Genomic DNA, 18,808 nt, shown 5'->3' on the forward strand with positions numbered 1-18,808 from the left:
ATGGGCACGCGGTCGGTTATGGAGCCAGACGATAAAGAGGCCAAACGACAGGCTCAATGATCAAATCTGACAAGATAATGATCAAAAATAACAGCCTTGCTTGGCTTCGGGCTTCGTCCGACCTACCCTGAACAGACCAACCAGCGAAAGACACCCATGCGTCGATTGATCAACCTTTGCCTCGCCTGCCTGCTGCTCGGCAGTCTCACGGCCTATGCCTACTGGTGCGGGCAGCGACCGCAAGTCCCCTACCTGTCGGACCTGCGCAGCCATCTGGCCCTCAATCAGGGTAGCCCCGGCGCGGACGGCAACCTGCTTGGCATTCAGCCCGAACTGGTCACCGGCGACTATCAGAGCCTGGAGCGCCTGCACCTGAAGCTGTCGGCTTACCTCGACCGGGCCCGCGATCTGGGCCTGCTCAATCCGCGCACCGTGGTGGTGTTGCCCGAACATATCGGCACCTGGCTGTTCGCCATCGGCGAGAAGGATGAGCTGTATCAGGCTCGCGACCGCCAGCACGCCTTGCAATGGTCAGCGGCGAGCAACCCCCTGGATTTTCTCCCGGCGCTGCTCACGGCCGAAGGCGACGCTCGTCTGCAGGACGCCCTGCTGCGCACCAAGGCTAAGCGTATGGCACATGACTACCAGCAGCTGTTCGGCGGCCTGGCACGTGACTATGCCGTGACCCTGGTGGCCGGCTCCATCGTCTTGCCTGAACCACGCCTGGAGCATGGCCAGCTGCAGGTCGCCAGCGGCCCGCTGTACAACGCCAGCCTGGTCTTCGACCGCTCCGGCAAACCACTGGGGCAACCACAGCGCCAGGCCTTCAGCGCCGCCACAGCCAGCAGCCTGGCGCCAGATACACCGCAGGCCGTCGACACACCGGCAGGCCGCCTGGGCATAGTGCTCGGCGGCGATACCCGACACATAGCCGCTCACGACCAGCAGTCCATCGAGCTGCTGGTCATGCCCAGCGATATCGACAACAAGCCGGATGCCTCCGAATTCGCTGCGCACCTGCAAGCCCAGGGCATCCGCGCAGCGCTGCAAGTCCACACACGCGGACGCCTGTGGGAACGCAGCGGCCAGGCGCCAGCGCTGGCCTTCTCGGCCGGGCAGGTCAGCCTGGGCGACAGCAGCCGTGGCGCGCAACTGATCAATCTCTGGTTATGAAAGCCTCACGCGTTCGCCTGGGCGATCTCTCCGTCGGTTTCACCCAAGCGCTGGCAGCCGCGCTGAGCGCACATGACCATGATCCACGGCCCTTGCTACAGCAGTTCGGCCTCGATACCACGCGCCTGAGCGAAGCGCGCGCACGCCTGTCGATCCCGCGCTTCATGCGCCTCGGCCACAGCGCCATCGCGCTGTGCGGCGAACCTGCGCTGGGCCTGGACATGGGTCGTCACAGCCACCCAAACCAGATCGGCCTGGCCGGCGTCTGCGCCATGCAAGCGCCCGACCTACGTGAAGCGGCGCGCACGCTGACGCGCTTCGAGCCGCTCTACGCCGCCAACTACCGCGGCCGCTCGAGCTTCGATGAGGACCCGCGCGGCGCCTGGCTGCACTTCTATTCCATCAGCCCGTACAACGCCTACAACCGCTTCGTGGTGGATTCAGTGCTGGCTGGCTGGCAGGTCAATCTGGCGCATGTGGTCGGCCACGCCATCAACCTGGAAAGGGTCGAAATCGAATTTCCGGCACCGCAATACGGCGAGCGCTACGAAAGCCTTTTTGGCTGCCCGGTGGAGTTCGCCGCCAGCGCCAATCGCTTGCGCCTGAACAACGAAACCCTGGCCCTGCGCAATCCGCACCACTGCCCCGGGACCTGGCGCCACCTGCTGGAGCTGTGCGAGCGTGAGCTGGAGCAATTGACTCGCACCCGCAGCCTGCGCGAACGGGTCATCCAGCTACTCGGACCGCTGCTGCACGGCCACGAACCGGATCTGGAGGAAGTGGCCCGGCGTCTGCACCTGCCGAGCTGGACGCTGCGGCGCAAGCTCGCCGAAGAAGGCACGCAGTTTCGCACCATCCTAAACGACACCCGCCGCGACCTGGCCACGGCCTACATTCGTGATACCGAACTGGCCTTCGGCGAGATCGCCTATCTGCTCGGTTTCGCCTCGGCCGAAGCCTTCCAGCGCGCGTTCAAGCGCTGGCTCGGGCAAACGCCCGGTGACTATCGCCGCGCTCAGCGCAGGGCCACTGGCGACGCTCAGAGCTCGGTAGCGTCGTCCGATTCGGTCACGTCTTGATCGAAGGCATCGCGTTCGAGCAATTCTTCCTGATAGTCATCCATCTGCGTTCTCCTGGATCATTTATCTGCTCATTAGCAAGCTACTTTGCCTGCATGAAGACAAGATGACGGAACGCCGCAGGGGCGCTCGACCGGACAGGAGGCAATAAAAAACCCGTCGATCTTGCGATCAACGGGTTTCGTATATGGCGCAGCGGACGGGACTCGAACCCGCGACCCCCGGCGTGACAGGCCGGTATTCTAACCGACTGAACTACCGCTGCGTGTCGGTTGGACTTTCGTCCATAAAACTCTTGAAGCTCTGTAGCGTCTGATGGCACCCTTGCGGGTTTTGCCACCTCAAACCGACGAAACGTCGATCTGGGAAATAATGGCGCAGCGGACGGGACTCGAACCCGCGACCCCCGGCGTGACAGGCCGGTATTCTAACCGACTGAACTACCGCTGCGCGTCGGTGGACTTTCGTCCTTCTCACTAGGCTATGGTGGGTGATGACGGGATCGAACCGCCGACCCTCTGCTTGTAAGGCAGATGCTCTCCCGGCTGAGCTAATCACCCGTGTGCCTTAGCGAGGCGCGCACTTTATGCAGGCGGCGACGCTAAGTCAACACCCTGCTTGAATTTTTTCTGAAAAAAGCACGCCACTCTCAGTCCATCTCGCCGCACAGCTCGGCCGCTCTCAACAGGGCCGCGGTCAGGCTATGGCGCTCCCAATCGGCCAAAGCGGCAAAACGCTGGTTGAATTCCGGCGGCATCAGCGAGGGCGCCTGCTGAATCAGCTCGCGCCCGGCATCGCTGATCAACAGCCACTGACGCCGGCGATCCTGATCATCGCGCTGGCGCTGCAGCAGGCCATGCTCTTCGAGACGGTCGAGTAGACCGGAGAGCGTCGCAGCGGTAAGGCTGACACGGCTGCTGAGCACGCTGGCGGTCATCCGCGTTTCGGTGGCCAGCACTTGCAGCACCATCAACTGCACGGGCGTGAGCCCGCCAAAACGGGCCAGGCGCTTGGCATGCACCTCACCTGCCTGCTGCAAACGGCGCAAGGCCTGGAACAGTGGCATTTCAACGGCCATGACAGATGACAAATCTATTTCATCAGGAACTTTTTTATCACTCACAAGCACCAACCCACATTACCAAAAACTTTGACATGAAAGCATTTTCTTGTTTTGGTGTAAAAGGTTCGGCTGAGCCGAGCCCCATCCCCAACGGCAATACCGGTAAGGAATTATGTGCGGAATAGCTGGAGAACTACGTTTTGATCGACGCCCCGCGGACCTGGCGGCAGTCGAGCGCATCACCCACCACCTAGCCCCTCGCGGCCCCGATGCTCATGGCTTTCATAGCCAGGGCCCCATCGCCCTGGGCCATCGCCGCCTGAAGATCATGGATCTGGCCGAAGCCTCGGGCCAGCCGATGATCGATAGCGATCTCGGCCTGTCGATGGTGTTCAACGGCGCCATCTACAACTACCCCGAACTGCGCGCCGAGCTGGAGGCGCTGGGTTATCGCTTCTTCTCCGGCGGTGACACCGAGGTGCTGCTCAAGGGCTATCACGCCTGGGGTGAAAAGCTGCTGCCCAAGCTCAACGGCATGTTTGCCTTCGCCGTCTGGGAGCGTGACAAGCAAAGCCTGTTCATTGCCCGTGACCGTCTCGGCGTAAAACCCCTCTACCTGTCGCGTACTGGCGAGCGTCTGCGTTTCGCCTCGTCGTTGCCCGCCCTGTTGCAGGGTGGCGACATCGCCAAGACGCTGGATGCCGTCGCGCTCAACCACTACCTGAATTTCCATGCCGTGGTGCCGGCGCCGCGCACCATCCTGGCGGGCGTGGAGAAGCTGCCGCCGGCCACCTGGATGCGCGTCGACGCCGACGGCAAGGTCGAGCAACAGACCTGGTGGACGCTGCAGTTCGGCCCGCAAGGCGAGGAAGTGAATTACGGCTTCGAAGAATGGCGTGACCGCACGCTGGAAACCATGCGCGAGGCGGTGGAAATTCGTCAGCGCGCGGCCGTGGATGTTGGCGTGCTGCTCTCCGGCGGTGTCGATTCGAGCATGCTGGTCGGCCTGCTGCGCGAGGCGGGCGTAGAAAACCTGCTGACCTTCTCCATCGGTTTCCAGGACGCCGGCGGCGAACGTGGCGACGAATTCCAGTATTCGGACCTGATCGCCCAGCGCTTCGCCACCCGCCACCATCAGTTGCGCATCGGCGAGCACGAAATCATCGACCAACTGCCGCAGGCCTTCCGCGCCATGAGCGAGCCGATGGTCAGCCACGACTGCATCGCTTTCTACCTGCTCTCGCGTGAAGTCGCCAAGCATTGCAAGGTGGTGCAGAGCGGCCAGGGCGCCGACGAGCTGTTCGCCGGTTACCACTGGTACCCGCAGGTCGACGGCGCCAAGGATGCCTTCGCCGCCTACCGCGCCGCCTTCTTCGACCGCGAGTACGACGAATACGCGGCCTGCGTGCAGCCAGCCTGGCTGACCGGCGACATGGCCGGTGAGTTCGTCCGCGAGCACTTCGCCATGCCCGGCGCCAGTGCTGCAGTGGACAAGGCGCTGCGCCTGGACAGCACGGTGATGCTGGTCGACGACCCGGTCAAACGGGTGGACAACATGACCATGGCCTGGGGCCTGGAGGCGCGCACGCCGTTCCTCGACTACCGCGTGGCGGAGCTGTCGGCGCGCATCCCGGCGCAGTTCAAGCTGCCCGAAGGCGGCAAGTACGTGCTCAAGGAAGCGGCGCGCAAGGTCATCCCCAGCGAGGTGATCGACCGACCCAAGGGCTACTTCCCGGTACCGGGCCTCAAGCACCTGGAAGGCGCCACCCTCGGCTGGGTGCGCGATCTGCTGCTCGACCCCAGCCAGGATCGCGGCCTGTTCAACCCGACCATGCTCGACCAATTGCTGACCAACCCGCAGAGCCAGCTCACCCCGCTGCGCGGCTCCAAGCTGTGGCAACTGGCGGCGCTCAACCTGTGGCTGAGCGAACAGGGTCTGTAACGGTAAAGGAGCGGCTTCAGCCACCAAGTTCGGTGGTCAAGCCGCTCCCGAGCGTTCAATGCACGGTCGTCGCCCGGATGTCATCCGGGGTTGTCGCGACTCAACACTCGATCCGGCTCAGACCGGACGTAGCGATCAAGGACAACTCATGCGCTCCCCTGCCTTCAAACAACGCCTGATCCGCGGCCAGACGCCCTCCTACGAGCGCCTGCAGGCACGCCTGGCCGAAGATCACACCAGCGAGCCGAGCCAGCCGCAGGCCATCCACTGCGGCTGGGGTCGACTGCTGGTCGGCCACACGTACCCGGACGCCACCGCGCTGGCCGAGTCCCTGCTCGATGAGCAGCCCGGCGAGCGCGACATCGCCCTGTACGTCGCGGCGCCGCATCAGGTGCTGGCCCACGCGCCGCAGCAGCTGTTCCTCGACCCCTCCGACACCCTGCGCCTGTGGTTCACCGATTACCGCCCGGCGCGCCGCAGCTTTCGCGGCTTCCGTATTCGCCGTGCGCAAAACGATGCCGATTGGCAGGCGATCAACTGCCTATACCAGACCCGCAACATGCTGCCGATCGACCCGGCCAAGCTCACCCCTTACAACGAAGGCGGGCCGACCTACTGGCTGGCCGAAGACGAGGACAGCGGCGCGGTGATCGGCAGCGTCATGGGCCTCAACCATCAGCGCGCCTTCCGCGACCCGGAAAACGGCAGCAGCCTCTGGTGCCTGGCGGTCGACCCGCAGTGCAGTCGCCCTGGCGTCGGTGAAGTGCTGGTACGCCACCTGATCGAACACGGCATGAGCCGTGGCCTGAGCTACCTCGACCTGTCGGTGCTGCACGACAACAAGCAGGCCAAGAAACTCTACGCCAAACTGGGCTTTCGCGAGCTGCAGACCTTCAGCCTCAAGCGCAAGAACGGCATCAACCAGCCGCTGTTCCTCGGCCCCGGGCCACAGGCCGAACTCAACCCCTACGCACGCATCATCGTCGACGAAGCACTGCGCCGAGGCATCGAAGTGCAGGTCGATGACGCCGAAGCCGGGCTGTTCACCCTGAGCAACGGCGGTCGCCGCATCCGCTGCCGCGAGTCGCTGTGCGACCTGACCAGCGCGGTGAGCATGACCCTGTGCCAGGACAAGCGCCTGACCCATCGTGCCCTGTCACGCGCCGAACTCAGCGTGCCGGCCCAGCGCCTGGCGGGCAGCGCCGAAGACAACGCGGCATTTCTCGCCGAGCACGGCTCGGTGGTGGTCAAGCCGGTCGATGGCGAGCAGGGCCAGGGCGTCGCCGTGGACCTGCGCACCCCCGGCGAGGTGCAACAAGCCATCGAGCGCGCCAGCGTGTTCGACCAACGCGTACTGCTGGAAAGCTTTCACGAAGGCCACGACCTGCGCGTACTGGTGATCGGTTTTGAAGTGGTGGCGGCCGCCATCCGCCGCCCCGCCGAGATCATCGGCGACGGCCGCCACAGCATCGGCGAACTGATCGACGCGCAAAGCCGCCGTCGCCAGGCCGCCACCGGTGGCGAGAGCCGCATTCCCAAGGACGCCGAAACCCTGCGCACCTTGCACGGTGCCGGCCTCGACTACGACAGCGTGCTGCCGGCTGGCGAGCGCCTGGCGGTGCGCAAGACCGCCAACCTGCACACCGGCGGCACCCTGGAAGACGTTACCGCGATCCTGCACCCGACGTTGCGCGACGCAGCCATCAAGGCCGCACGCGCGCTGGACATTCCGGTGGTCGGCCTCGACCTGCTGGTACCGGCCGCCGACCAGCCCGAGTACGTGTTCATCGAGGCCAACGAACGTGCCGGCCTGGCCAACCATGAGCCGCAGCCGACCGCCGAGCGCTTCGTCGACCTGCTGTTCCCGCTGAGTCAGGCCAACGGCTGACTGCAGCAGCACCTGCGTCCGCACCTGCCGAGAACCTGACGGCAGGTGCCGATCCGGGCGCTACACCCGATAGACAAGGAGACACCATGCAGCCACTTCCCGCACCCGATCTCGACTACCTGCAGAAAGTCCTGCTGGAAATGCTCGCCATACCCAGCCCTACCGGTTTCACCGACACCATCGTGCGCTATGTCGCCGAGCGTCTGGAGGAGCTGGAAATTCCCTTCGAGCTGACCCGGCGCGGCACCATCCGCGCCACCCTGCGCGGGCGCCAGAGCGAATACGAGCGCTTCGACCGTGCCGTTTCCGTACACCTGGACACCATTGGCGCCATCGTCCGCGAGATCAAGGACAACGGCCGCCTGGGCCTGGCCCCGGTGGGCTGCTGGTCGAGTCGCTTCGCCGAAGGCAGCCGCGTCAGCCTGTTCACCGACAACGGCGTGATCCGTGGCAGCGTGCTGCCGCTGATGGCCTCCGGGCATGCCTTCAACACCGCCGTCGATACCATGCCGGTGAGCTGGGATCACGTCGAACTGCGCCTGGACGCCTACTGCGCCACCCGCGCCGATTGCGACTCGCTGGGCGTTTGCGTCGGCGACTTCGTCGCCTTCGACCCGTTGCCGGAGTTCTCCGAAAGCGGTCATATCAGTGCCCGCCACCTGGACGACAAGGCCGGCGTCGCGGCCCTGCTGGCGTCACTCAAGGCGATTCGCGATCACGGCCTGCAACCGATGATCGACTGCCACCCGCTGTTCACCATCACCGAGGAGGTCGGCTCCGGCGCCGCCGCTGCCCTGCCCTGGGATGTCAGCGAGTTCGTCGGCATCGACATCGCCCCGGTCGCACCCGGCCAACAATCCAGCGAGCATGCCGTCAGCGTCGCCATGCAGGACTCCGGCGGCCCCTACGACTATCACCTGTCACGCCAGCTGCTGCGCCTGGCGGCCGAACAGGAAGTGCCGGCACGCCGCGATCTGTTCCGCTATTACCACAGCGACGCACAATCGGCGGTCACTGCCGGTCATGACATTCGAACCGCGCTGCTGGCCTTCGGTTGCGATGCGACTCACGGCTATGAACGCACCCATATCGACAGCCTCAACGCCCTTAGCCGCCTGCTTACGGCGTACATGATGAGCCCACCGGTATTCGCCAGCGATGCGCAACCGGCGCAGGGCTCGCTGGAGCGCTTCAGCCATCAGCTGGAGCACGACGCGCAGATGGAAAGCGATACCCGTGTCCCACCCGTGGACAGCCTGGTAGGCCAACATGATCGGGAGACTTGAAGGCCTCCGCGCATAAGGGCAAAGTGACACGAAAGGACGACAGGGGAGCACCAGCTCCCCTTTTTCTGGCCTGCAGTCAGTGGCCAACCTTCAGGTCGTCGCCAAGCGACGTTGAACATGACACTCCGGCCATTTTCCATGGCCTTCTGAGGTTCACGGATGCCTCGCGTCTTTCTGGCTGTGTTGCTGTTCTGGCTCGCCTGCCCAAGTTGGGCCCTTACCCCTGCGCCGCTGAATAGCGACGACCTGCGCCTGTCCCTGGGCCCCTACACCGGCTATTACGAGGACGTGAACGGCACTCTCAGCGTCGAGCAGGTGCAGGCACTGGATGATGCCGCCTTCAAGGGGCTGAGCGGCGAACATGCCAACCTCGGCAAGAACGCATCGGTGTGGTGGTTCAAGGTTCGCCTGGTCAACGGCCTCAACCATCCACTGGGCGGCTATCTCGAAGTCAACTATCCGCTGCTCGATCATCTGCAGGTTCATCTGATCACCCCTCAGGGCAAACGTCTGGAACAGGAAAGCGGCGACAGCTTCGCCTTCTCCCAGCGGCCGGTACAGGTGCGTAATTTCTGGTTTCCCATGCAGCTGGAGCCCGGCGCCAGCACCCTGCTGGTCCGCGTGGAAACCACCAGCACGGTGTTCGTGCCGCTGTTCTTCGCCACCTACGGCGCCAGCGCGGCTGCGCAGGAAAACCTGATGGGCTTCAACGGCGCGTTCTATGGCGTGCTGTTCGCCATGTTCTGCTACAACCTGTTCCTCTATCTGTCACTACGTGAATCGGCCTACCTCTGGTACCTGGCCTACAACCTCAACGTCGGCCTGCTGGCAGCCTGCTTCGACGGCATGCTGTTCAAACTGCTGCCCGAGCACGTGGCCTTGCAGTCGGTCAGCATCTACATCCTGATGTATGTGCACTGCCTCACGGCCATCCAGTTCAGCCGCCATTTCCTGCACGCACGCCAGTATTTCCCGCGCCTGGACACCGGCCTGCGCCTGCTGATGCTGATCTGCGTCGGCTGCCTGCTGTCGGTGCCGCTGATCGGCTTCGCCGCCTGGAACATCCTGGCCAGCGTCACCGTCTCCGTGGTGTCGCTGATTCTGCTGCTCACAGGTATCTACATCTGGCGCCGGGGCGTGCGCTACGGCTCCTACTACACCCTGGCCTGGGCCATTCTGTTGTTCGCCTTCATCCAGGCCACCACCGGTTCGCTGGGCCTGGAGGTGTTCGGCGTATTCGGTGCCACGGTAGTGAAGATCGGCGTCACCATCGAGCTGATCACCCTGTCAATCGGCCTGGCCGACCGCATCAACCTGCTCAAGGAAGAAGGCTTCAAGTCGCGTCGCGCCGCCGAGCAGGCGGCGTTCGAAAGCCAGGCCAAGAGCCGTTTCCTGGCCAAGATGAGCCACGAGATCCGTACGCCGCTCAACGGCGTGCTGGGCATGCTGCAACTGTTGCGCGAAACCCGCCTGGATCGCAGCCAGCGTTTCTATGTCGACACCATCTCCAGCTCCGGCAGTTCGCTGATGGCTGTGATCAACGACATCCTCGACTACGCTCGCATCGAGTCCGGCAAGCTCAGCCTGGAACAGATCGAGTTCGACCTGGAAGACATGATTTCCGAGACGCTCAGCCTGTTCACCGGCCAGGCGCTGGATAAGCGCCTGCGCCTCTACGTCAGCCTGGAGAACGGGGTGCCGCGGCGCATTCAGGGCGACCCGACACGGCTCAAGCAGATCCTGATGAACCTGCTCAGCAACGCCCTGAAATTCACCGCAGAAGGCCATGTGGCAGTCAGCGTCAGCCGTCGCAGCGACAGCCTTGGCAATCCGCATCTGGTGTTCGCCGTCAGCGACAGTGGTATCGGCATCAGCGAGCAGGCCCTGGCGCAACTGTTCGAATCCTTCGCGCAAGGGGACTCCAGCACGACCCGTCGTTACGGCGGCAGCGGCCTGGGCCTGGCCATCAGCAAGGAGCTGGTGGAGATGATGGGCGGTAGAATCGAGGTGCAGAGCACCCTGGGCCAGGGCACTCGCTTCGCCTTCGACATAGCGCTGCTGGCCGAGCAGGATACGCCCGACGAGCTGGGCGGCCTGTTGGCCGGACGTACCGCCCTGCTCGCCTCTCTCGATGGCCTGGGGCTGGATGCCTTGAGCCGCTTGCTTGGGCGCTGGGGCATGCGCACCGAGCGCTGTCAAACGCCGGAGCGACTGCTGGATTATCTGGAGGACTTCACCGCACCGCCGCTGCTGGTGCTGATGGCGCCCTGGCCTGGCGGCGTCAGTCACTGGCTCGATTCACTCAGGCCCCAGCTGCAACCGCAACAACGCGTGCTACTGGTCTGTCCACCCGAGGCCTGCCAACATCTGCCAGCGCGCCACGGCCTGCGTTTGCAACACCTGGCCCAGCCAGTCGCGATCAACGCACTGCGGCAGGCCTTGAGCGAGCTGTACGAAGAACCCAGAGCACAGGTACATCAGTTGGTCAGAGAAATACGCAACGACAACAGCAGCGCCCCCTGCATCCTGGTGGCGGAGGACAACCCGGTGAACCAGCTGGTGGTTCAGGGCTTCTTGAAGAAACGTGGCTACAGCGTGCGCCTGGTAACCGACGGTCAGGCGGCCGTGCAGGAATACGGCCGCGACCCGGCTGCAGTGCATTTGATCCTGATGGATTGCGAGATGCCGGTGATGGACGGTTTCGAAGCCACGCGGCAGATCCGCCGCCTGGAACGCAGCCAGCAACTGGCCGCCGTGCCCATCATCGCGCTGACCGCGCATATCCTCGAAGAGCACCGCCAGCACGGCCTGGACGCCGGCATGGATGACTTTCTCGGTAAGCCGTTGGATAGCGGGCTGCTCTACAGCACACTGGAACGCCACCTCAAACGCACCAGCGACTTGCACTGAGCGCACTCGCAGCGCGGCGCCCTATGGCTCTATCATGGGCGCCCAACAGGCCGCTGAAAAACCCAGGCGACGACTGCATGAATGCAGAAGGCCAAAGCCGAGGTAGTTTTTCACCCGCCTGCCAACACTGGAGTCATACGTTGTGCTGATCCCCGCCGACCTGCTGCAAGCCGACACTCTCACTGCGCTGATCGAAGACTTCGTCACCCGCGACGGTACCGACAACGGCGATGAAACCCCGCTGGAAACCCGCGTACAGCGCGTGCGCCGCGCCCTGGACAAGGCCGAGGCGGTGATCGTCTTCGACCCTGACAGCCAGCAATGCCAACTGGCGATGAAGCGCGATGTGCCCAAGGAGTGGCTGGAGGCCTTGCAGCAATCGCTCAATGATTGACCGTATGCGCCAGCATCACCGATAGCTGACACAGCGGTCGACCACTCTCGGCCCGCCACTGGTTGAATGCCGCCTGCACTGCCGCCAGGTCTTTCAAGCTGGTCGGCGCCTTGTCGATGATGTCCTGCGCCTTGAGCGCGGCGACCATGTCATCGGTGGGAATGAAGGTGTCCTTGCCCACCATGCGCAGAAAGCGCGGTGCTGACAGGCCGCCAAGCTGGCTACCGTGCTTGGCCAGGTACTTCCACAGACCGACGATGTCGCTGACCGGCCAATCGGCGATCAGCGCGCCATAGCTTCCTTTCTCGCGGCGCACATCGAGGATGAACTGAGCGTTGCGCGGCACGCTCTTGAGCTTGCCCAGATGGCGGATCAGCCGCGCATCCTGCATCAGGTTCTCCAGGCGCTCGCCGCCCATCAGCACCACCTTTTCCGGGTCGAAGCCGAAGAACACCTCCTCGAAAGCCGGCCACTTGGCGTCCACCAGGCTGTGTTTGAGGCCAGCGCGGAAGATGCGCAGGCTGATCAACGACAGGTAGCGGTCATCGCTCAACGCGCGCAGCTCGGCATCGCTGCGCGGCTGCGGCAGCATGGCCTCCAGCGCCTTGGCCGAGCCGAAGCGATTAAGGCAGAACTCGTGCAGCCACTTGTAATCACGCATGAATCGAATCCTTCATGAAACGGACGACGAAGCCTGCACGCAGATGCCCACCTCTCGCAAGACTCAAGCGCGCAAACGCTCAGCCGCCTGACGCAGCGCCAGCTCGGTACCACTCCAGCCCAGGCAGCCGTCGGTGATCGACACGCCGTAACGCAGCTCGCCGGAGAGCGCCTGGCAACCCTCGAACAGGTGGCTTTCCAGCATCACCCCACGCAGACTGCCGTCGCCGCTCAGGCGCTGATCGATCACGCTCTGCAGAACCGCAGGTTGACGCAGCGGATCCTTACCGCTGTTGGCGTGGCTGCAGTCGACCAGAATGCGCGGCTCGATGCCCTGACGCTGCAACGCCTCACGCGCGGCGGCAACACTGGCCGTATCATGGTTCGGCGCGCCATGACCGCCACGCAGCACCAGATGGGTGTCCGGGTTGCCTGCCGTGTGCAGCAGCGCCGGGTGGCCAAGATCGTCGATGCCGAAGTGCCGATGCGGGTGCGCCGCCGAACGCATGGCATCGCAGGCGATGCCGACACTGCCATCGGTGCCGTTCTTGAAGCCCACCGGCAGATCCAGGCCGCTGACCATCTCGCGGTGCACCTGCGACTCGCTGGTGCGTGCGCCAATCGCCGCCCAGCCGAGCAGATCATCGAAGTAACCGACGGCCATCGGTTGCAGCAGCTCGGTGGCCAGCGGCAGGCCGCGCTCGAGGATGTCCAGCATCAGTTGCCGCGACTGGCGCAGGCCTTCGGCCATGTCACCACTGCCATCGAGATGCGGGTCGTACAACAGCCCTTTCCAGCCCACCGTAGTGCGCGGTTTTTCCACGTAGGCGCGCATCACCAGCAACAGTTGGTCATCGACCTGCGGCGCCAGCTCGGCTAGGCGTTCAGCGTATTCGAGCGCCGAGGCGCGGTCATGCAGGGAACAGGGGCCGACCACCACCAGCAGGCGCGGGTCACGGCCATCGAGCACGGCGCGGATGGCGTCGCGGTCAGCGGCGATACGTTCGGCGAGTGCAGAGGGCAATGGCAGGCGCTGGCGCAGTACGGCGGGGCTGGGCAGCGGTTGAGCACTGCGGCGGGCGATGGAGGTGACGGTGGAGGCGAGTTGAGCGGAGCTGTTCATCATCTGGCGGTTCCTTGGCCGGCGCGGTCTGCGCCGCGCGGCGCTAACTGAGTGTTCGTTGCAAAGGTGTCAGGGCGGTGGTGACGCTGCTAAATCGCCAGTCATAGCGGTAGTTGCGGTAATAACGGTTCATCTGTGAATCCTCGGTCTGTGGCCGTTTTCGGCCGGAAAAAACAAAACCCCCGGTCGGGTTGCCGACCGGGGGTTTTCTGGAAAACGTCTCTGGTGGCGACCCTGGTGTCTCAGGCCGCCTGTGGGTATCAGGCGCGCCTGTGGCTAAACCAATACCCAAAGAAATAATACGCCGCCGCCACGCACAGCTGCGCACGCGCCAGCGCGGCGCGCGAGGCACCGACTTGCAGCATGGACAGAAGATTGAGGCTGGTGGACATGGAGTTCTCCAAAGCGATGGCCGCACCATACTCCAGGCCTTTGCGGCCTGGCAAGCGTCGCGGCTAAAGCCCCTCCCACGGTTCGTACGGGGCGTAGGGTGGATGTCGCCTTTTACATCCACCAATCCCCATGCCGGTGGATCGGTGAAGCGTGATCCACCCTACAGGCTCATCACATCGAGAAAGCGCGGCGTGGCGCTGTCGTCGATCTTCAGGCTCTTGAAGTCGAACAGGTTGCGGTCGGCCAGCTGCGAAGGGTGCACGTTCTGCAGCGCACGGAACATGATCTCGACCCGGCCCGGGCTCTTGCGCTCCCACTCCTGCAGCATCTCCTTGACCACCTGGCGCTGCAGGTTCTCCTGCGAGCCACAGAGGTTGCACGGGATGATGGGGAATTCCTTGAGCTGGCTGTAGGCCTCGATATCGGCCTCGGCGCAGTAGGCCAGCGGGCGGATCACCACGTTACGGCCGTCATCGGAGAGCAGCTTGGGCGGCATGGCCTTGAGCGTGCCACCGTAGAACATGTTGAGGAAGAAGGTTTCCAGAATGTCGTCGCGGTGGTGCCCCAGCGCCATCTTGGTCGCGCCGATCTCGTCGGCGTAGGTGTACAGCGTGCCACGACGCAGACGCGAGCACAGCGAGCAGGTGGTCTTGCCCTCGGGGATCTTTTCCTTCACCACCGAGTAGGTGTCCTTCTCGATGATGTGATACGGCACGCCGAGGGCTTCCAGGTAGGCCGGCAGCACGTGCTCGGGGAAGCCGGGCTGCTTCTGGTCCATGTTCACCGCAACGATCTCGAACTTGATCGGCGCTACCTTCTGCAGATACAGCAGCACGTCGAGCATGGTGTAGCTGTCCTTACCGCCGGACAGGCAGACCATCACCTTGTCGCCATCCTCGATCATGTTGAAATCGGTGATGGCTTCGCCGGCCAGGCGGCGAATGCGCTTCTGCAGTTTGTTCTGGTTGACCGAGAGGGTGCCCATGGTGCGTCGAAATCCGAGGGAGTGGGAACGAAAGCGCGACATTTTACGCACAATGGCGTCTCGCCCCTACCCCACCTGCAACGAAATGCTAGGCTCGGCCGATGAATGACGACCTAAACCCCACTCATGACCTCGCCGAGCAGGTGCTGCAATTGCTGCAAGCCGCTCCCGAGGGGCTTGCCGAATACGCGCTGATCCAGCAGCTGAAGGAGCGCCACAGCGGCCACATCCCCAATTTGCCGCTGGCCGACAAGCTGGTGCTGTTTCGCACGCATTTCCTGCTGTTCAACGCCCTGTATCGCCTGCGCGACCAACTCTGGCAACAACGCACGCACCTGCTGCAGATCAGCCCGCTGAGCATCCGCCTGCTGCCTTACCAGCCAGGCAGCGCGGCGCTCAGCGTGCGTGATGAACTGCGCGACTACTACCTGGACATGCGCAACCTGCAAGACACCGACGAGCGTGACGTCGAACGCCTGCTGACCAGCTTCTGGACGCGCATGCAAGGCGGCGAAGAGAAGCAGGCGGCGCTCGAACTGTTCGAGCTGAGCGATGAACGGGTGATCGATCTGCCCCGTATCAAGCAGCGCTACCGACAGATGGTCAGCGAGCACCATCCGGACCGAGGCGGCAGCACAGAGCGGTTGCAGTCGATCAACCTGGCCATGGAAATTCTGGAGCGCTATTACCGCTAGGCCCGAGAGAGCGATTTGCTCTAAAGCCAGACACCACGCCTGCTCCAGGGCCTGCCTATACTGCGACATAAGGTCGCATAGATTCGGCCTGACACCCGGTAGCGCTGTACACGCGCGCCGGGCGTCCGCTGGGGGGCGACCGTCATAAGAATGAGGAGGTGTCTGGCATGATCCACCACGTTTGGGGGCTCTTCACCCATCCTGACCAAGAATGGCAAGAAATCCGTGGCGAGGAAGAATCCATCAGTCACATGTACCTGACCCATGTGCTGGTTCTCGCAGCGATTCCCGCAATTTCAGCCTACATCGGCACCACCCAGGTTGGCTGGGCCATTGGTGACCGAGCACCCGTAATGCTCACCGAAGGCAGTGCGGTGGTGATGACCATCATGTCCTACCTGGCGATGCTCGCTGGCGTGGCCGTGATGGGCGCTTTCATCCACTGGATGGCGCGTACCTACGATGCCAATCCCAACCTGACCCAGTGCGTGGTATTCGCGGCCTACACCGCCACCCCGCTGTTCATCGGCGGCCTGGCAGCGCTATATCCACACCTGTGGCTGGGAATGATCGTCGGCACGGTGGCGATCTGCTACACCGTCTACCTGCTCTATGTCGGTATACCGACCTTCATGAACATCCCCGAGGACGAGGGCTTCATGTTCTCCAGCTCGGTGCTGGCAGTCGGTCTGGTGGTACTGGTGGCGATGATCGCCAGCTCGGTGATCCTCTGGGGCATGGGGGTCGGTCCGGTCTACACCAGCTAGCGCTGACGCGCGTCGACAGGGAGGGCCGGCAGCGATGTCGGCCCTTTTGCATGTGGGCAACCATTCGTCGGCCGGGAAGACGGTGCGGCCCGCAGGTCAGGGCAACTTCGCCGTATCCCTGGTGCTTGCGGCATAATCCCCCGTCGAACCGCAGCCGCTACCTGCCATGCCCGAACAGATTGATGCCCGCGTCGAAGCCTGCTACCAACAGGCCGAGGCCTTCTTCAAGCAACGCTTTGCCCGCCCCGAGGTCAGCTTCAAGCTGCGTGGGCAGAAGGCGGGTGTCGCTCACCTGACGGAAAACAAGCTGCGCTTCAATCTGCAGCTGTACCAAGCCAATCATGAGGACTTCCTGCGCCAGACAGTGCCGCACGAAGTCGCCCACATGATCGCCCACCAGCTATTCGGTCCGCGCATTCAGCCACATGGCGAGGAGTGGCAATTGATCATGCGCGGCGTTTACGAATTGCCCCCGCATCGCTGCCACAGCTATGAAGTCGAACGACGCGAGGTCAAACGCTTCATCTACCGCTGCAGCTGCCCCGATGGAGAGTTCCCCTTCTCCGCCCAGCGCCACGCCTTGGTCGCCAAGGGCCGTCGCTATTACTGCCGACGCTGCAAGGTGACGCTGACCTTCACTGGGGAGCAGCGTCAGGCGTGATGCACTGCGCGAAGGCAGCGAGAGCGGCGTCTAGGGTTCGAAAGACTCCAACCAGCGGGTGCGTGCCTGCGCCTGCTGCGCGTGGCACTCCGACTCCCAGAACCCGGTCCAGGGCGATCCTTGCACTCGGCTGCGAGCGTACAGGCTGCAATCCTGCTCACGGAGCTTGATCCACAGGCGCTGGGCGTCCCGTAGTTCATTGGCGAGCGCCGGATCATACTGCTTGAGCGAGGCCATCACGCGCTCGTAGGTATCCTGCAGCCTTTGCTCGGCGGCCTTCCAGGCCGGTCCCTGGCACATGAAAGCCGCCATGGCGCTACCCTGCTGGCACGGATCGTCTGGGTCCTCAGCGGCCTGCACTGGCATCAGGGCAACGGCCAATCCCGCCGCCAAGATCCATCCCGCGATGCCTGGCACCCTCCCTGCGACTCCCTTCATGCATGACGCTCCTCCGCGAAAAAGGCGCCCATCCTAAGCCGGCCCCATAGCGGGTTCAACCGAACACCCGGGCCTCGCGTAGCGCCGCAATTCGCTCGCTGTCATAACCCAGCTCCGCCAGCACTTCGGCGGTGTGCGCACCGACTGCCGTGCCGACATGCCGTGGAGGCGGCAAGCCTGCGGAGAACTTCAGCGGGCAGGCTAATTGCGACTGCGCCGGCAAACCCTCACGCGGCACTTCGACGACTAGCCCACGGGCCTTGACCTGCGGATGTTCGACCGCCTCGGAAAGCGCCAGCATGGGTTCGACGCAGGCATCCAGCTCAGCGAAGATCGCGCACCACTCGGCGAAATCGCGCTTCTCGAACTCGATCTCGAGTTCGCGCTTGAGCGCCTGCTGATCCTCGGGCATCTGCGACAGCCCCCGCGCCGTCAGCTCGGGGCGACCAAGGGCGGCGCAGAACTGCTGCATGAACTGCGGCTCCAGGCTGCCCACGGAAAACCAGCGACCGTCACGGGTGCGGTAGTAATCGTAGAAGCTGCCACCATTGAGCGCCTGGTTTTCCATCTGCGGCTCGACTCCGGCACCGAGATAGCCCGCCCCGGACATACCATGCAGGCTGAAGGCGCAATCGGTCATGCTCACATCGACCTGCTGACCCAAACCGCTGACCTGGCGCTGCACCACAGCGGCGAGCAAGCCGATCACGCCATGCAGCGAGCCGCCCGCCAGGTCGGCCAGCTGCACGCCGAGGGGCAGCGGGCCACTGTCGCGACGCCCGGTGTAGCTGGCGATGCCGGCCAGCGCCAGGTAGTTGATGTCGTGTCCGGCACGGTCACGATAAGGTCCGCTCTGCCCGTAGCCGGTGATCGAGACATAGATCAGCCGTGGATTGATCGCCTTGAGCGCCTCATAGCCGACTCCCAGCTTGTCCATCACACCGGGTCGAAACTGTTCGAGCACGATGTCGTACTCGCCGACCAGTTGCTTGACCACCTCCACCGCTTCCGGCCGCTTGAGGTCGAGGGCGATGCTGCGCTTGTTGCGGTTGAGATAGGCATGGCTGGTGGAGACGCCGCCGTCGTGCGGTGGCAGCACGCGCACCAGGTCCATGCGAGTGGGCGACTCCACCCGCAGTACCTCGGCGCCCATATCCGCCAGCAGCAGTGACGCGAACGGCCCTGGCAGCAGCGTGGAAAAATCGAGAATCTTCAGCGATGACAAAGGACCGGACATGGCGACTCCAGATTGCAAAGAATGACGTAGCGCCGATCAGCCCGCCCCCAGACCGTCGACCTGGCACCAGCGGCAGTCATGCAGGACGCCCTTGACCGCCGGCAGCTGGTTGAA

At 63.8% G+C, this 18,808-nt stretch carries 17 protein-coding genes and 3 tRNA genes; 10 read left to right on the forward strand and 10 right to left on the reverse strand.

The genetic code is table 11. The annotated features are described in order from the left end of the window. Positions 1-156: 156 nt before the first annotated feature. Together PCLY_RS04355 and PCLY_RS04360 are read left to right on the forward strand one after the other, a co-directional pair. Positions 157-1,173, forward strand: coding sequence for a carbon-nitrogen hydrolase family protein (locus PCLY_RS04355; protein ID WP_061238071.1), 1,017 nt, complete (start codon positions 157-159; stop codon positions 1,171-1,173). Then, positions 1,170-2,252 (forward strand): AraC family transcriptional regulator, encoded by a 1,083-nt coding sequence (locus PCLY_RS04360; RefSeq protein WP_061238072.1) that lies wholly within the window; start codon positions 1,170-1,172, stop codon positions 2,250-2,252. The genes PCLY_RS04355 and PCLY_RS04360 overlap by 4 nt, the downstream gene beginning before the upstream one ends. A 188-nt stretch (positions 2,253-2,440) precedes the next feature. Here the strand turns inward: PCLY_RS04360 and PCLY_RS04365 are convergent. From PCLY_RS04365 to PCLY_RS04380, 4 genes are all read right to left on the reverse strand, one after another. Next, positions 2,441-2,517 (reverse strand) — tRNA-Asp (locus tag PCLY_RS04365). A 108-nt stretch (positions 2,518-2,625) separates the two neighbouring features. Next, positions 2,626-2,702: transfer RNA gene (locus PCLY_RS04370), tRNA-Asp, on the reverse strand. 34 nt (positions 2,703-2,736) lie between these two features. After that, positions 2,737-2,812 (reverse strand) — tRNA-Val (locus PCLY_RS04375). A gap of 89 nt (positions 2,813-2,901) precedes the next feature. Continuing rightward, positions 2,902-3,330 carry a MarR family winged helix-turn-helix transcriptional regulator gene (locus tag PCLY_RS04380; RefSeq protein ID WP_394326846.1) on the reverse strand — a complete coding sequence of 143 codons (429 nt, stop codon included), beginning with the start codon at positions 3,328-3,330 and terminating at the stop codon, positions 2,902-2,904. A gap of 157 nt (positions 3,331-3,487) precedes the next feature. On the opposite strand from PCLY_RS04380, the gene PCLY_RS04385 reads away from it, so the two are divergent. The 5 genes from PCLY_RS04385 (at position 3,488) to PCLY_RS04405 (ending at position 11,735) form a co-directional block, all read left to right on the forward strand. Next, entirely contained in the window at positions 3,488-5,257 is a 1,770-nt protein-coding gene (locus tag PCLY_RS04385; protein WP_061238073.1) for an N-acetylglutaminylglutamine amidotransferase, read from the forward strand. A 148-nt stretch (positions 5,258-5,405) separates the two neighbouring features. Beyond that, on the forward strand, positions 5,406-7,145 hold the full coding sequence (gene ngg, locus PCLY_RS04390) for an N-acetylglutaminylglutamine synthetase (RefSeq protein ID WP_061238074.1): 1,740 nt from the start codon (positions 5,406-5,408) through the stop codon (positions 7,143-7,145). An 86-nt stretch (positions 7,146-7,231) separates the two neighbouring features. Next, on the forward strand, positions 7,232-8,431 hold the full coding sequence (locus tag PCLY_RS04395; protein WP_061238075.1) for an osmoprotectant NAGGN system M42 family peptidase: 1,200 nt from the start codon (positions 7,232-7,234) through the stop codon (positions 8,429-8,431). 159 nt (positions 8,432-8,590) lie between these two features. Beyond that, positions 8,591-11,341, forward strand: a complete 2,751-nt coding sequence (locus PCLY_RS04400) for a hybrid sensor histidine kinase/response regulator (protein ID WP_061238076.1) — start codon at positions 8,591-8,593, stop codon at positions 11,339-11,341. Between the two features lie 142 nt (positions 11,342-11,483). Beyond that, entirely contained in the window at positions 11,484-11,735 is a 252-nt protein-coding gene (locus tag PCLY_RS04405; RefSeq protein ID WP_061238077.1) for a YheU family protein, read from the forward strand. Here PCLY_RS04405 and PCLY_RS04410 read toward each other — a convergent pair. The 4 genes from PCLY_RS04410 to ttcA all read right to left on the reverse strand — a co-directional run bounded on the left by PCLY_RS04410 (position 11,725) and on the right by ttcA (position 14,896). Then, positions 11,725-12,396: a DNA-3-methyladenine glycosylase I gene (locus PCLY_RS04410; RefSeq protein WP_061238078.1), complete on the reverse strand. Its 672-nt coding sequence runs from the start codon at positions 12,394-12,396 to the stop codon at positions 11,725-11,727. The two genes, PCLY_RS04405 and PCLY_RS04410, sit on opposite strands and share 11 nt — an antisense overlap. A gap of 63 nt (positions 12,397-12,459) precedes the next feature. Beyond that, entirely contained in the window at positions 12,460-13,518 is a 1,059-nt protein-coding gene (locus PCLY_RS04415; RefSeq protein WP_061238249.1) for a 3-deoxy-7-phosphoheptulonate synthase, read from the reverse strand. Between the two features lie 260 nt (positions 13,519-13,778). Beyond that, a complete protein-coding gene (locus tag PCLY_RS25280) occupies positions 13,779-13,910 on the reverse strand; it encodes a hypothetical protein (protein ID WP_269451518.1) in 132 nt (43 codons plus the stop codon). 161 nt (positions 13,911-14,071) lie between these two features. Beyond that, on the reverse strand, positions 14,072-14,896 hold the full coding sequence (gene ttcA / locus PCLY_RS04420) for a tRNA 2-thiocytidine(32) synthetase TtcA (protein ID WP_061238079.1): 825 nt from the start codon (positions 14,894-14,896) through the stop codon (positions 14,072-14,074). A gap of 101 nt (positions 14,897-14,997) precedes the next feature. On the opposite strand from ttcA, the gene PCLY_RS04425 reads away from it, so the two are divergent. The 3 genes from PCLY_RS04425 (at position 14,998) to PCLY_RS04435 (ending at position 17,019) form a co-directional block, all read left to right on the forward strand. Then, complete coding sequence (locus tag PCLY_RS04425) at positions 14,998-15,591, forward strand: DNA-J related domain-containing protein (RefSeq protein WP_061238080.1); 594 nt, start codon at positions 14,998-15,000, stop codon at positions 15,589-15,591. Between the two features lie 167 nt (positions 15,592-15,758). Next, a complete protein-coding gene (locus PCLY_RS04430) occupies positions 15,759-16,358 on the forward strand; it encodes a Yip1 family protein (RefSeq protein WP_061238081.1) in 600 nt (199 codons plus the stop codon). Positions 16,359-16,524: 166 nt separating this feature from the next. Further along, complete coding sequence (locus tag PCLY_RS04435) at positions 16,525-17,019, forward strand: SprT family zinc-dependent metalloprotease (RefSeq protein WP_061238082.1); 495 nt, start codon at positions 16,525-16,527, stop codon at positions 17,017-17,019. Between the two features lie 30 nt (positions 17,020-17,049). On the opposite strand, the gene PCLY_RS04440 is transcribed toward PCLY_RS04435, so the two are convergent. Both PCLY_RS04440 and PCLY_RS04445 read right to left on the reverse strand, forming a co-directional pair. After that, positions 17,050-17,331, reverse strand: coding sequence for a lysozyme inhibitor LprI family protein (locus PCLY_RS04440; protein ID WP_231740105.1), 282 nt, complete (start codon positions 17,329-17,331; stop codon positions 17,050-17,052). A gap of 181 nt (positions 17,332-17,512) precedes the next feature. Continuing rightward, positions 17,513-18,694, reverse strand: a complete 1,182-nt coding sequence (locus PCLY_RS04445) for a CaiB/BaiF CoA transferase family protein (RefSeq protein ID WP_061238084.1) — start codon at positions 18,692-18,694, stop codon at positions 17,513-17,515. Positions 18,695-18,808: the final 114 nt, after the last annotated feature.

Origin of the sequence: Ectopseudomonas composti, assembly GCF_001567565.1 — a bacterium.
GTDB lineage: Bacteria > Pseudomonadota > Gammaproteobacteria > Pseudomonadales > Pseudomonadaceae > Aquipseudomonas > Aquipseudomonas composti_A.

Excerpts from the sequence above, each read along its gene's own strand:
- PCLY_RS04385 (WP_061238073.1), top strand. The coding sequence starts at position 3,488 with ATGTGCGGAATAGCTGGAGAACTACGTTTTGATCGACGCCCCGCGGAC.
- PCLY_RS04415 (WP_061238249.1), bottom strand. The coding sequence starts at position 13,518 with ATGAACAGCTCCGCTCAACTCGCCTCCACCGTCACCTCCATCGCCCGC.
- PCLY_RS04440 (WP_231740105.1), bottom strand. The coding sequence starts at position 17,331 with ATGGCGGCTTTCATGTGCCAGGGACCGGCCTGGAAGGCCGCCGAGCAA.
- PCLY_RS04430 (WP_061238081.1), top strand. The coding sequence starts at position 15,759 with ATGATCCACCACGTTTGGGGGCTCTTCACCCATCCTGACCAAGAATGG.
- PCLY_RS04395 (WP_061238075.1), top strand. The coding sequence starts at position 7,232 with ATGCAGCCACTTCCCGCACCCGATCTCGACTACCTGCAGAAAGTCCTG.
- PCLY_RS04435 (WP_061238082.1), top strand. The coding sequence starts at position 16,525 with ATGCCCGAACAGATTGATGCCCGCGTCGAAGCCTGCTACCAACAGGCC.
- PCLY_RS04445 (WP_061238084.1), bottom strand. The coding sequence starts at position 18,694 with ATGTCCGGTCCTTTGTCATCGCTGAAGATTCTCGATTTTTCCACGCTG.
- PCLY_RS04410 (WP_061238078.1), bottom strand. The coding sequence starts at position 12,396 with ATGCGTGATTACAAGTGGCTGCACGAGTTCTGCCTTAATCGCTTCGGC.
- PCLY_RS04360 (WP_061238072.1), top strand. The coding sequence starts at position 1,170 with ATGAAAGCCTCACGCGTTCGCCTGGGCGATCTCTCCGTCGGTTTCACC.
- PCLY_RS04355 (WP_061238071.1), top strand. The coding sequence starts at position 157 with ATGCGTCGATTGATCAACCTTTGCCTCGCCTGCCTGCTGCTCGGCAGT.
- PCLY_RS25280 (WP_269451518.1), bottom strand. The coding sequence starts at position 13,910 with ATGTCCACCAGCCTCAATCTTCTGTCCATGCTGCAAGTCGGTGCCTCG.
- ngg (WP_061238074.1), top strand. The coding sequence starts at position 5,406 with ATGCGCTCCCCTGCCTTCAAACAACGCCTGATCCGCGGCCAGACGCCC.
- PCLY_RS04380 (WP_394326846.1), bottom strand. The coding sequence starts at position 3,330 with ATGGCCGTTGAAATGCCACTGTTCCAGGCCTTGCGCCGTTTGCAGCAG.
- PCLY_RS04425 (WP_061238080.1), top strand. The coding sequence starts at position 14,998 with ATGAATGACGACCTAAACCCCACTCATGACCTCGCCGAGCAGGTGCTG.
- PCLY_RS04400 (WP_061238076.1), top strand. The coding sequence starts at position 8,591 with ATGCCTCGCGTCTTTCTGGCTGTGTTGCTGTTCTGGCTCGCCTGCCCA.
- ttcA (WP_061238079.1), bottom strand. The coding sequence starts at position 14,896 with ATGGGCACCCTCTCGGTCAACCAGAACAAACTGCAGAAGCGCATTCGC.